The following is an 11657-nucleotide window of genomic DNA, read 5'->3' as shown; positions in this document are numbered from 1 at the left end:
ACTGTGTTTGCCAATGTCGATACCGAGAAGCGTCATCGTGTTCATGAGAGATCCTCCGCCGAAAACGAGAAAAGCCCTGCAAGCGTAAACCTGCAGGGCTTCTCGGTCAGGCTGACCATCTCATTAAGCCCCGCTCTTCTCTCGAAGGCGGGGCTTTTCGTTACAGCATCTAAACCTTAAGGCGCGTACGTCAGCAACAACTCCGCCGGCACTTTGAAGTCCAGGGACATCATCACGCTCAACGCGGTAATGGTGAAGATCGAGAACACGAACAGCTTGCGTGCCCAGACCGTGTCATCCACTGCCTTGTAGCCGGTCCAGGCCATGTACAGCCAGTACATGCCCATGGCCGCGGCGACGGCGAGGTAGCTCATGCCGGCGTAGCCGCTGAAGGTCAGCATCAAGGTCGCCACGAGGAACGCCAGGATGTAGAGCAGGATGTGCTTCTTGGCCACCTGGATGCCGCGCTTCACCGGCAGCACCGGAATCGATGCGGCCAGGTAATCGTTGAAGCGGAAGATCGCGATGGCGTAGGAATGCGGCATCTGCCACAAGCTGAACATCACCAGCAGGGTCAGCGCGGCCATGTCGAAGGTGTTGCTGACTGCGACGTAGCCAATCACCGGCGGCATGGCGCCCGACAGACTGCCCACCAGCGTGCCGTGAACCGACTTGCGCTTGAGGTACAGGCTGTAGAAGCCGACGTAGATCACGAAGCCGATGACTGCGAACAGTGCGGCCAACGGGTTGGCCACCTTGTACAACAGCGCAACGCCGGCGACACCCAGGACGGTCGCGTAGATCAGGGCCAGTTTCAGGGAGATCAAGCCCTGGACCAGCACCCGGTTCTTGGTGCGTTCCATCTTCAGGTCGATGTCGCGGTCGATGCAGTTGTTGAACACGCAACCGGAGGCAACCACCAGGGACGTGCCGATCATGGCGGCCAGGAAGATGGCCAGATCGACATGCCCTTTGGAGGCCAGGAAAAATCCGCCTGCCACAGAAAGCACGTTACCGAAAATGATCCCCGGTTTGGTGATTTGGATAAAGTGCTTGAGGGACATGCGGACTTACCTCACTTCGCCATCATGAACGTGTGGATGCTGAACATGATCCACAGCGACAGGCCAACCAGCAGGACAATCACGATCGCGGCGAAGACAAACGCAATCACGTTGTTTCGCTGCGCGGCCGAACGGTCCAGGTGCAGGAAGTACACCAGGTGCACCAGCACCTGGACGATCGCGAACGCCAGGACGATCAACAGGGTGATCGACTTCGGCAGTGTCGGGTACATCACCAGACCGAATGGAATGGCGGTCAGGATCACCGACAGGATGAAGCCGATGACGTACGACTTGTAGCTGCCGTGACCGGCGTCGTCGTGGCCATGGTGGGAATGAGCTGGGTTAGCCATTTACATAGTCCCCATCAGATAAACAACGGTGAATACGCAGATCCAGACGACGTCCAGGAAGTGCCAGAACAGGCTCAGGCAGCTCAGGCGAGTCTTGTTGGTCGAGGTCAGGCCATGCTTGTTGACCTGATACATCATGATCGCCATCCAGATCAGACCGCTGGTCACGTGCAGACCGTGGGTACCGACCAGGGTGAAGAACCCGGACAGGAAGCCGGAACGGCTAGGGCCGTAGCCTTCGGAGATCAAGATGTGGAACTCGTTGATCTCCATGCCGATGAAGCCCAGGCCGAACAGGAAGGTCATGGCCAACCAGCCCAGGACCTGCTTCTTGTTGCCCCGGTAGAACGCCAGCATGGCGAAGCCGTAGGTGATCGAACTGAACAACAGCAGAGCGGTTTCGCCCAGCACGTATGGCAGTTCGAAGATGTCGTGGCCCGACGGACCACCCGCTACGTTGTTAACCAGTACCGCGTACACAGCGAAGATCGACGCAAACAGAATGCAGTCGGTCATCAGGTAGAGCCAGAAACCGTATACGGTCATCTCGCCCGAGTCGTGGTGGTCATCGTGCCCATGGTCACCATGGGCGTGTCCAACATTGGTCACTAAATTCGACATGGTTTAAGCCTGTTCCAACGAGGTTTCAACACGGGTGGCGGTGGCCGGGATTTTCCCTGCCGCTACCAGGCGCTTGTGCTGCTCGGCTTCGATGCGCTCGATCACGTCGACCGGCACCATATAGCCTTGATCATCACGGGCCGCGTGGATCACGAAGTAGATCACGGTGCCGGCCAGGCTAGCGATTGCCAGCCACCAGATGTGCCAGATCATCGCGAAACCGAACACCGTCAACAGCGCGCCCATGACCACACCGGTGGCGGTGTTGTTAGGCATGTGGATCGGCTGGTACTTGGCCGGGGCCTTGTACGCGGTGCCGTTTTCCTTGGCTTCGGTGAACGGGTCGATGCAGTCGGCTTTCGGCAGCACGGCAAAGTTGTAGAACGGTGGTGGCGACGAGGTCGACCATTCCAGGGTGTGGGCATTCCACGGGTCGCCGTGTTCGCACATGTTTTCCGGCTTGTTGCGGTCACGCACGCTGACGTACAGCTGGATCAGCTGGCAAGCGATACCCACGGCGATCATCACCGCACCGAACATGGCGACGTACAGGTACGGCACCCACTCAGGGTTGGTGGTGGCGTTCAGACGACGGGTCATGCCCATGAAGCCCAGCGCGTAGAGCGGCATGAACGCGACGAAGAAGCCCGAGATCCAGAACCAGAACGCTGCCTTGCCCCAGCCTTCGTGCAGCTTGAAGCCGAACGCTTTAGGGAAGTAGAACGCGAAACCTGCGATGTAACCGAATACCGCACCGCCGATGATCACGTTATGGAAGTGCGCGATCACGAACAGGCTGTTGTGCAGAACGAAGTCAGCACCCGGGATGGCCAGCAGTACGCCGGTCATGCCGCCGATGGCGAAGGTCACCATGAAGCCCAGGGTCCACAGAACCTGGCTGGTGAAACGCAGACGGCCCTGGTAGATGGTGAACAGCCAGTTGAACAGCTTCACACCCGTCGGGATGGAAATCAGCATCGTCGCCAGACCGAAGAAGGCGTTGACGCTGGCACCCGAACCCATGGTGAAGAAGTGGTGCAGCCAAACCATGAAGCCCAGGATCGAGATCGCGCCCGATGCGTAGACCATCGAGTGGTGGCCGAACAGTTTCTTGCCGGTGAAGGTCGAGATGACTTCGGAGAAGATACCGAACGCTGGCAGGATCAGGATGTACACCTCAGGGTGACCCCATGCCCAGAACAGGTTCACGTACATCATCGGATTGCCACCAAGTTCATTGGTGAAAATGTGGAAATCCATGTAACGGTCAAGCGTCAGCAGTGCCAGGGTAGCGGTCAGGATCGGGAACGAGGCCACGATCAGGACGTTGGCCCAGGTGCAGGTCCAGGTGAAGATCGGCATGTCCATCAGCTTCATGCCAGGGGTACGCATTTTCAGCACGGTGGCCAGGAAGTTGACCCCCGTCAGCGTCGTACCCAGGCCGGATAGCTGTAGCGCCCAGATGTAGTAATCCATCCCCACGCCAGGGCTGTATTGCAGACCCGACAGCGGCGGATAGGCAACCCAGCCGGTCTTGGCGAATTCGCCGACGCCCAGGGACAGGTTGATCAGCACCACGCCGGAAACCAGCAGCCAGAAGCTCAGGGAGTTCAGGAACGGGTAGGCAACGTCACGCGCGCCGATCTGCAGCGGCACTGCAAGGTTCATCAGGCCGGTGAAGAATGGCATCGCCATGAAGATGATCATGATCACACCGTGGGCGGTGAAGATCTGGTCATAGTGTTCAGGTGGCAGGTAGCCAGGCGAACCCTCGGTGGCCATGGCCAGCTGGGTACGCATCATGATGGCGTCGGCAAAGCCGCGCAGCAGCATGACCATGGCGACGATGATGTACATCACGCCGATTTTCTTGTGGTCGACCGACGTCAGCCACTCGGTCCACAGGTAGGTCCACTTCTTGAAGTAGGTGATTGCAGCGAACAGCGCCAGACCACCGAGCGCGATCATGGCGATGGTCACCATTACGATCGGCTCGTGGAACGGGACTGCTTCCCAACTTAATTTACCAAACATCGTTTACTCCTCTGCCCCGGCAGCTGAATGCGAGTTCATGTCCATTCCTTGCGTAGCGGCCACTTCTTTCTCTTCTTTCTCGTGCTTCACTTTCGGACCCGGTTTCATGCCTTCGTACTTGTCGACGATGGTCTGGAACAGGTTCGGCGTCACCGAGGAGTAGAGCTCGACTGGGTTGTTCTGGCTTTGCTTGGCAAGGGCTGCGTATTCAGCTTGTTCAAGCTGCTTAGGCGCCTTTTTGACTTCACTTACCCAGGCGTCGAAATCTTCCTGGGAAGTTGCGATCGCTTTGAATTTCATACCGGTGAAACCCGCGCCGCTGTAGTTGGCGGAGATACCGTCCATCTCGGCGTTCTCGTTGGCGATCAGGTGCAGCTTGGTCTGCATGCCCGCCATCGCGTAGATCTGGCCGCCCAGCGCAGGGATGAAGAACGAGTTCATCACGGCGTCGGAAGTGATCTTGAAGTTGATCGGGGTGTGCGCCGGGAACACGATCTTGTTGACCGTGGCGATGCCTTGTTCCGGGTAGATGAACAGCCACTTCCAGTCCAGCGCGACCACTTCGATGGTCACAGGCTTGACGTCGGATTCCAGCGGCTTGTACGGGTCAAGGGCGTGGGTCGACTTGTAGGTGACGTAACCCAGGGCAATGATGATCAGCACTGGAACAGCCCACACCGCGATCTCGATCTTGGTGGAGTGGTTCCATTTCGGGGTGTAGGTAGCGTTGGTGTTGGACGCGCGGTATTTCCAGGCGAACAGGAAGGTCATGATGATGACCGGAACGACGACCAACAGCATCAGCAGCGTTGCGGTGATGATCAGGTTTCGCTCATCCAGACCAACCTGGCCCTTGGGATTGAGCAAGGTCATGTTGCAGCCTGACAGCAGCAACGTGCCGATCAGCGGCAATAAGCCTAGTAGTCTGGGGTACCTGTTTTTACTCATCTCACGACCTCTAAAGCAGCTTGCGCAATGCAGTTGGGTTTTGATCGCCAACACTTCACCCTGCCAAGGGTTGGCATTTTTCTTGGATTGAATAAGGGCATGCCCGTCGTGCGTCAGACGCTGTACGACAAATCCCGGGCCTGCGGTGAGTTCTTATTCGAATACGTGGTCAAAGGCCTTGTTACAGACCAATTCCATTTGGTGCGGGTAGTTGGAGGCTCCGACACCTGGGAATCGCATGAAGCCACCAGACCTCTCGACACCCTGTTTCTGCTCACCCCTGGTTAAGATTTGAGCAGTGCCGGGAATTCAGTGCGGGCGATTGTAGATATGTAACGTTCTATAAACCATGTCTCATCCCGAAATAATTTTTATCCGAACCGGCAACAATCATTAACCGTTTTCGCAAAAGTGGCGCATCTTATCGAAATTAATTCTCAACAAAAACACCAAAATAAGTAGGTCTTCCACCCACGGTTCAGACAGTATCGTGTCCCTCTTCTCGGCCCTTGACCTTGCCCAAGGCCCGATATGACGGGGTCTCTGGCCATTCGCCAGAGCCTGTTAAAACTGCCTGTTCGTGCCCTCAATGGAAAAAACCGGAAGCCTGCAAAACAAGCCAATTTCGTTACGTTTCCATGTACCAATCCGGCCTTCTCGAACGCCCTGCGGCACTCGCTCTGTGACAACATGTCGCACACTTGTCGCACCCTTGATTGCCACCCGTCACAGTCTTTTTACCCAGCCTCTGAAATGTGCTCTGCAAGACAAAAAAAGCCCCGGCCCTCTCTTCGAGGACCGGGGCTTTTTTGTCCGACAATGGGAGGCGGCAGTTGACCTCAGCGCAGCGCTTTGCGGTTACGCGAGGTGAGCAACGGCACCAGCACCACAATCAGCACGAAGGCAACCAGCGCCCACTGTGCCAGCGACAGACCAAGGATCGGCGGGTATGGCGTGGAGCAGAAACCATCGACCTGGAAACCCAGCGGGAAGATCTTCGCCAGCGGCAAGTCATCGACAATCGGTTGCAGCACATCGATGCCGCAGCTGACCGCCGGATAGAACTGCGTATAGACGTGATGCCCGGCAACGCCTGCACCTGCCACTGCACAGATCACCACCAGGGTTTCAAACACCGTGATGCTGCGACGGCCGCGCATGGCCGCGCCGATGAAGGCAAAGATCGCGATCAGCAGCAACGCGTAACGTTGCAGGATGCACAGCGGGCAAGGGGCCTCGCCCAGAACAATTTGCATGTACAGCGCGCCGCCGATCAGCGCCAGGCAAATGATGCCCAAAAACACCAGGTAGCGCCGTTCACGCCCCAACCGCATGGATTCATCGCTCATTGCGTTTCCCTTCAATATTTCGATTGCCCGTCAGTCTACACGCTGGCCCGGACCTTTGAGAGTCTGGAGCATGTGAGGGGGATTCGGGGGGAATAGACGATAAGGCGGTTAAGAAGGGATTAACTTTCTGACTTTTTTCAGTTCAGGACCGAGGTGTGGCATTCGCGAGCAAGCCCGCTCCCACATTGGATCTGTGAACGACACGGACCAATGTGGGAGCGGCGGTGCGGCGATCCGACTTGCTCGCGAAGCAGGCGACTCGGTCCCCCGAGCCGCCGCAACCCCTTACTCCAGCGCCGCCGCCGGCCCGAAGAACTCATAACGGCTTTGCTTCTCCGGTACACCCAATGCCTTGAGGTGGCGTTTGATCGCGACCATGAAGCCTTTTGGCCCCAGGAAATAGGCATCCAGATCGCGCTCTTGCGGCAGCCATTGATGCAACTGCTGCTGGCTCAACAACCCCATCTTGTGCGCCGCCGGGCTCACGCCGTCGTCCTCGGAATAGCAGTAAAAGCGTTTGAGTTGCGGATGACGCTCAGCCAGGCCATCGATCCAGTCGCGGAAGGCATGGACGCTGCCGTTGCGCGCGCAGTGGATGAAATGCACCGGCCGCCGGGTTTCCAGCGCCGCTTCGAGCATCGCCAGGGTCGGGGTGATGCCCACGCCACCGCTGATCAGTACCAGTGGCTTGTCGCTGGCGGTCAGGACGAACTCGCCCGATGGCGGGAACAACTGGATGCTGGCGCCGACATGCAACTGGTCGTGCAGGAAGTTGGAAGCGCGGCCACCGGCCTCGCGCTTGACGCTGATGCGGTACTGGCCTTTGTTTGCCAGCGCCGACAGCGAGTAGTTACGACGGATCTCTTCACCGTCGAGGATCAGTTTCATGCCGATGTACTGGCCGGGTTCTGCCAGCAGGATCGGGCCTTTGTCCGCGGGTTCGAAGTAGAACGAAGTGATCTCGGCGCTCTCCTCGACCTTGTCTGCCACGATGAATTCCCGCGCCCCGCGCCAACCGCCCGGTGCCTGTTCCTTCTGGTCGTAGATGCTGGTTTCGGCACCGATCAGGATGTCCGCCAGTTGACCGTAGGCCGCGCCCCAGGCCGCGATCACTTCAGGAGTGGCGATCTCTTCGCCCAATACTTCGGCGATGGCCCGCAGCAGGCAGCTGCCGACAATCGGATAGTGTTCCGGCAAGATCTGCAGGGCCACGTGCTTGTTGATGATCTTGGCCACCAGGTCGCCCAACTGGTCGAGTTGGTCGATATGGCGCGCATACATCAATACGCCGTTGGCCAGGGCACGCGGCTGATCACCGCTGGCCTGGTGGGCCTGGTTGAACAGCGGGCGGACTTCCGGGTATTCGGAGAGCATCATGCGGTAGAAGTGCGTGATCAGCGCCTCACCACCGCTTTCGAGCAGCGGCACGGTGGATTTGACGATGGCACGGTCTTGAGCGCTCAGCATAAGGTGACTCCTGGTCTTCTTGGGTTGCTAACGGACTACCCTATGCTTATCAGCTTTCGTGCCAACTATTTAATCGTTATAAATCAATAACTTGATAACTAAATAGTCATTTAGACACTGCCTGATTTATAGTCATACCGACTACACGGAGTCACTATGACTGCAAAACCCCTGCTCACTGCTCTGCTGCCCCTGGTCGCCGACCTGTCCCGCGAACTGCCCGAGGGCGAACGTTATCGACGCCTGCTGGAAGCCATGCGCGCCCTGCTCCCGTGCGACGCCGCCGCCCTGCTGCGTCTTGATGGTGAATGGCTGGTGCCGCTGGCCGTCGACGGCTTGAGTACCGACACCCTCGGCCGGCGCTTCAAGGTCAGCGAGCACCCGCGTTTCGAAGCGCTGCTCAGCGGCCCCGGCCCGACCCGGTTCGCTGCCGACAGCGACTTGCCTGACCCCTATGACGGCTTGGTCGATGGCCTGGATGATCATCTGGAAGTCCACGACTGCATGGGTTGCCCGTTGTTCATCGACGAGCGCCCATGGGGCCTGCTGACCCTCGATGCCCTCGACCCGGAGCGCTTCGAACCGATCGAACTGGATGCCCTGCAAGCCTTCGCCAGCCTCGCGGCCGCTACGGTCAACGCCGCCGAGCGCATCGAGCGGTTGAACAACCGGGTCGAAGATGAGCATCAGCGCGCCGAGGTCTACCGCCAGGCCAGCGGCCAGCAGAATCGCGAGATGATTGGCCAGAGCAAGGCCCACAAGCGCCTGGTCGAAGAAATAAGCCTGGTGGGCGGCAGCGACCTGACCGTGTTGATCACCGGCGAAACCGGGGTCGGCAAGGAGTTGGTGGCCCAAGCCATCCATGCCGCCTCGCCCCGCGCCGACAAACCGATCATCAGCCTCAACTGCGCCGCGCTGCCCGACACCCTGGTGGAAAGCGAGTTGTTCGGCCATGTTCGCGGCGCCTTCACCGGGGCGATGAACGACCGCCGTGGCAAGTTCGAACTGGCCAATGGCGGCACGCTGTTCCTTGATGAAGTCGGCGAGTTGTCGCTGACCGTGCAGGCCAAGTTGCTGCGGGTGCTGCAAAGCGGTCAACTGCAGCGACTGGGTTCGGACCAGGAGCATCAGGTCGACGTGCGCCTGATCGCGGCGACCAACCGCGACCTCGCCGAAGAAGTACGCAGCGGCCGTTACCGCGCCGACTTCTACCATCGCCTCAGCGTGTATCCGCTGCTGGTGCCGGCCCTGCGCGATCGCGGGCGCGATGTGCTGCTGCTCAGCGGTTACTTCCTGGAGCAGAACCGCTCGCGCATGGGACTCAACAGCCTGCGCCTGAACAGCGACGCCCAGGCCGCGTTATTGGCCTACGACTGGCCCGGCAATGTGCGCGAGCTTGAACATTTGATCGGCCGCAGCGCCTTGAAAGCCCTGGGCAATTGCAAGGAGCGGCCAAAGATTCTCAGCTTGAGCGCAGCCGACCTCGACTTGCCCAGCGCCAGCGTTGAAACCGCTGCCGAGCAACCCGCCATCGCCGCTGTGGCGTTGGTAGCAGGTGATTTGCGCGAGGCGACCGAAAACTATCAGCGCCAGTTGATCGGTGCCTGCCTGGAGCGGCACAACAACAACTGGGCAAGCGCGGCCCGTGAGCTAGGCTTGGATCGGGCGAATCTGGGGCGGATGGCCAAAAGGCTCGGCATGAAGTGATGACCCCATCGCGAGCAAGCTCGCTCCCACAGGATGAGTGAACGACGACGATCTAATGTGGGGGCGAGCTTGCTCGCGATGGCGTCTTACTGTTCACCGCAATTGTTAAAGCCTGCCCCAAACAAGTCGATAACCCGGCATCGAAGTCATTGGCGATCCCTGGATTGCCCGTCACCTTTTTCCAGAGAAGGTTTATATGTCCTCCACCAAAGCCCGCGCAGACTCACTTTCGCTTCTGCTGTTTACCTTGCGCAGCGGCAAGCTGATGGCGATCAACCTGCTCAAGGTCAGTGAAATCATTCCCTGCCCGCCGCTGACCAGGCTGCCGGAGTCACATCCCCACGTCAAAGGCATCGCCACCCTGCGCGGTGCCTCGCTGTCGGTGATCGACCTCAGCCGAGCCATTGGCGAGCGTCCGCTGGAAGACCCGAACGGCGGCTGCCTGATCGTCACCGACGTCAGCCGCTCCAAGCAGGGCCTGCACGTACAGGCCGTGAGCAAGATCGTCCATTGCCTGACCACCGACATCCGCCCGCCGCCCTTCGGCTCCGGTGGTTCGCGTGCCTACATCACTGGCGTGACGTCGGTCGATGGCACCCTGGTACAAGTGCTGGACATCGAAAAAGTCATCCATGGCATCGCCCCGGCACAAATCGAAATGGCGCCGACCGAACTGAGCATGGAAGACGCCGAACTGCTCGGCAACGCGCGCATCCTGGTGGTCGATGACAGCCAGGTCGCCTTGCAGCAATCGGTGCACACCCTGCGTAACCTCGGCCTGCAGTGCCATACGGCCCGCAGCGCCAAGGAAGCCATCGACTGCCTGCTGGACCTGCAAGGCACCGCGCAGCAGATCAACCTGATCGTCTCGGACATCGAGATGTCGGAGATGGACGGTTACGCCTTCACCCGCACCTTGCGGGAAACCCCGGATTTCGCGCATCTTTATGTGCTGCTGCACACCTCGCTGGACAGTGCGATGAACGCCGAGAAAGCACGACTGGCGGGGGCGAACGCTGTGCTGACCAAGTTTTCTTCGCCGGAATTGACCCAGTGTCTGATCACCGCGGCCAAGGCTGTCGCCGAACAGGGTTATTGAGTGTTGACCGAAGAATTCTGCTGGCTGATGCGGCGTGACCTCTCTGTCGTCGTGCCGCCCCCTGATTGGCCAACCGGCCTGCAACTGAGCGAATACCGCCCCGAACTGGGCGCCGCCGTGCACCGGTTGATGGAGTTCGGTTATCTCGACGGCGGTGGTCGCGTAGCCGCGCTGGACATGTGGCAACGGCAGTTCGAAACCGATCCGGAATATGACCCGGCCCTGTGCTTCATTGCCCTGGATGCCGAGGAAGTGGTCGGCGTTTGCCAGTGCTGGACCAGTGCCTATATCAAGAACCTGGTGGTGCACCCGCGGTTTCAGGGTCGGGGGTTGGGGCGTGCGCTGTTGTTGCAGGCGTTCAAGATGTTCCAGCAGCGGCATGAAGGTTTCGTGGACCTGAAGGTACGTGAAGACAACCTTCGGGCGCGGCGCTTGTATGAAAGCGTCGGGATGCGCGCGGTTCGCCGGGAGCCGGTTCCGCTCTGACACACCGCCATCGCGAGCAGGCTCGCTTGTATGCTTAGACTTGAAGGGGTGGGCTTGCTCGCGAAGAGGCCAGCAAAGTCTCCATCTAGCTTTCAGGCATACTCCTGCCTTGGTCACTGAGCCCAAGGAAGCCTGAACCATGAAAGCTGCGCCCCTGATTCTATTCTGCCTCACCGCCCTCACCTCCCAGGCCCACGCCTCCAGCCCCGACGCCTGGGCCACCTACGACAAAGCCGTACTCACCAGTTGCACCAAGGCCAGCGGCCTGAAGGACAGCAAACCGGTCGGCAACGCCGCGCAGTTCGATGACCGGGTCGGCTACACCGCGCTCCTGCTTCAGGGCCAGTACCCGCAAAAGCACATGAAAGGCGCACAAGGCACCGAGTTGTGCCTGTACAACAAAAAGAGCAAAACCGCATACGTCACCGAATGGGACTCCATCCGCCCGGCCGGCAAGGCACACTGAGTGGCGCATAATTTGCTTCGACAGCGGCCTTTGCGGCGGCATTCTGTCGCCGTTTCATGCCCT

Annotated in this window: 13 protein-coding genes; 6 read left to right on the top strand and 7 right to left on the bottom strand. The window is 59.2% G+C overall.

Going from position 1 to position 11657, the window contains the following annotated elements:
• Positions 1–180, top strand: a 180-nt coding sequence (locus KGB20_RS24065; RefSeq protein ID WP_223473837.1) for a hypothetical protein, incomplete at its 5' end; no start/stop codon positions are given.
• Here the strand turns inward: KGB20_RS24065 and cyoE are convergent.
• From cyoE to cyoA, 5 genes are read right to left on the bottom strand one after another with little or no spacing between them, the layout of a single operon-like run.
• Positions 177–1064, bottom strand: coding sequence for a heme o synthase (gene cyoE, locus KGB20_RS24060; protein WP_057716357.1), 888 nt, complete (start codon positions 1062–1064; stop codon positions 177–179). The genes KGB20_RS24065 and cyoE overlap by 4 nt on opposite strands.
• Before the next feature lie 11 nt (positions 1065–1075).
• On the bottom strand, positions 1076–1417 hold the full coding sequence (cyoD, locus tag KGB20_RS24055) for a cytochrome o ubiquinol oxidase subunit IV (RefSeq protein WP_090453161.1): 342 nt from the start codon (positions 1415–1417) through the stop codon (positions 1076–1078).
• Positions 1418–2038, bottom strand: a complete 621-nt coding sequence (locus KGB20_RS24050) for a cytochrome o ubiquinol oxidase subunit III (RefSeq protein WP_030128695.1) — start codon at positions 2036–2038, stop codon at positions 1418–1420.
• 3 nt (positions 2039–2041) lie between these two features.
• A complete protein-coding gene (cyoB, locus tag KGB20_RS24045; RefSeq protein WP_015093557.1) occupies positions 2042–4072 on the bottom strand; it encodes a cytochrome o ubiquinol oxidase subunit I in 2031 nt (676 codons plus the stop codon).
• A 3-nt stretch (positions 4073–4075) separates the two neighbouring features.
• Positions 4076–5020 carry a ubiquinol oxidase subunit II gene (gene cyoA, locus KGB20_RS24040; RefSeq protein WP_057716359.1) on the bottom strand — a complete coding sequence of 315 codons (945 nt, stop codon included), beginning with the start codon at positions 5018–5020 and terminating at the stop codon, positions 4076–4078.
• Positions 5021–5047: 27 nt separating this feature from the next.
• Between cyoA and KGB20_RS24035 the strand changes: the two genes are divergently transcribed.
• Positions 5048–5308 carry a hypothetical protein gene (locus tag KGB20_RS24035; protein WP_102669135.1) on the top strand — a complete coding sequence of 87 codons (261 nt, stop codon included), beginning with the start codon at positions 5048–5050 and terminating at the stop codon, positions 5306–5308.
• A 551-nt stretch (positions 5309–5859) separates the two neighbouring features.
• Here KGB20_RS24035 and KGB20_RS24030 read toward each other — a convergent pair.
• Both KGB20_RS24030 and hmpA read right to left on the bottom strand, forming a co-directional pair.
• Positions 5860–6369 (bottom strand): disulfide bond formation protein B, encoded by a 510-nt coding sequence (locus KGB20_RS24030; RefSeq protein WP_102669134.1) that lies wholly within the window; start codon positions 6367–6369, stop codon positions 5860–5862.
• Positions 6370–6654: 285 nt separating this feature from the next.
• Positions 6655–7836, bottom strand: a complete 1182-nt coding sequence (gene hmpA, locus KGB20_RS24025) for an NO-inducible flavohemoprotein (protein ID WP_150815166.1) — start codon at positions 7834–7836, stop codon at positions 6655–6657.
• Between the two features lie 156 nt (positions 7837–7992).
• Between hmpA and norR the strand changes: the two genes are divergently transcribed.
• From norR to KGB20_RS24005, 4 genes are all read left to right on the top strand, one after another.
• Positions 7993–9543 carry a nitric oxide reductase transcriptional regulator NorR gene (gene norR, locus KGB20_RS24020; protein ID WP_150815167.1) on the top strand — a complete coding sequence of 517 codons (1551 nt, stop codon included), beginning with the start codon at positions 7993–7995 and terminating at the stop codon, positions 9541–9543.
• Positions 9544–9739: 196 nt separating this feature from the next.
• Complete coding sequence (locus KGB20_RS24015) at positions 9740–10642, top strand: chemotaxis protein CheV (protein WP_150815168.1); 903 nt, start codon at positions 9740–9742, stop codon at positions 10640–10642.
• 27 nt (positions 10643–10669) lie between these two features.
• Positions 10670–11128 (top strand): GNAT family N-acetyltransferase, encoded by a 459-nt coding sequence (locus tag KGB20_RS24010; RefSeq protein WP_174245533.1) that lies wholly within the window; start codon positions 10670–10672, stop codon positions 11126–11128.
• Positions 11129–11267: 139 nt separating this feature from the next.
• Positions 11268–11594 carry a hypothetical protein gene (locus tag KGB20_RS24005; protein ID WP_150815344.1) on the top strand — a complete coding sequence of 109 codons (327 nt, stop codon included), beginning with the start codon at positions 11268–11270 and terminating at the stop codon, positions 11592–11594.
• Positions 11595–11657 lie beyond the last annotated feature (63 nt).

The organism is Pseudomonas sp. BF-R-30, assembly GCF_019956175.1.
Taxonomy (GTDB): domain Bacteria; phylum Pseudomonadota; class Gammaproteobacteria; order Pseudomonadales; family Pseudomonadaceae; genus Aquipseudomonas; species Aquipseudomonas jessenii.
Note: the sequence above shows the minus strand (reverse complement) of the source record. Positions and strands in the feature narration are given on the sequence as shown.

Bases quoted from the DNA above. Each gene is read 5' to 3' on its own strand.
- cyoE (WP_057716357.1), bottom strand. From the start codon at position 1,064: ATGTCCCTCAAGCACTTTATCCAAATCACCAAACCGGGGATCATTTTC.
- cyoA (WP_057716359.1), bottom strand. From the start codon at position 5,020: ATGAGTAAAAACAGGTACCCCAGACTACTAGGCTTATTGCCGCTGATC.
- norR (WP_150815167.1), top strand. From the start codon at position 7,993: ATGACTGCAAAACCCCTGCTCACTGCTCTGCTGCCCCTGGTCGCCGAC.
- cyoD (WP_090453161.1), bottom strand. From the start codon at position 1,417: ATGGCTAACCCAGCTCATTCCCACCATGGCCACGACGACGCCGGTCAC.
- cyoB (WP_015093557.1), bottom strand. From the start codon at position 4,072: ATGTTTGGTAAATTAAGTTGGGAAGCAGTCCCGTTCCACGAGCCGATC.
- KGB20_RS24035 (WP_102669135.1), top strand. From the start codon at position 5,048: ATGCAGTTGGGTTTTGATCGCCAACACTTCACCCTGCCAAGGGTTGGC.
- KGB20_RS24030 (WP_102669134.1), bottom strand. From the start codon at position 6,369: ATGAGCGATGAATCCATGCGGTTGGGGCGTGAACGGCGCTACCTGGTG.
- KGB20_RS24050 (WP_030128695.1), bottom strand. From the start codon at position 2,038: ATGTCGAATTTAGTGACCAATGTTGGACACGCCCATGGTGACCATGGG.
- KGB20_RS24015 (WP_150815168.1), top strand. From the start codon at position 9,740: ATGTCCTCCACCAAAGCCCGCGCAGACTCACTTTCGCTTCTGCTGTTT.
- KGB20_RS24010 (WP_174245533.1), top strand. From the start codon at position 10,670: ATGCGGCGTGACCTCTCTGTCGTCGTGCCGCCCCCTGATTGGCCAACC.
- KGB20_RS24005 (WP_150815344.1), top strand. From the start codon at position 11,268: ATGAAAGCTGCGCCCCTGATTCTATTCTGCCTCACCGCCCTCACCTCC.
- hmpA (WP_150815166.1), bottom strand. From the start codon at position 7,836: ATGCTGAGCGCTCAAGACCGTGCCATCGTCAAATCCACCGTGCCGCTG.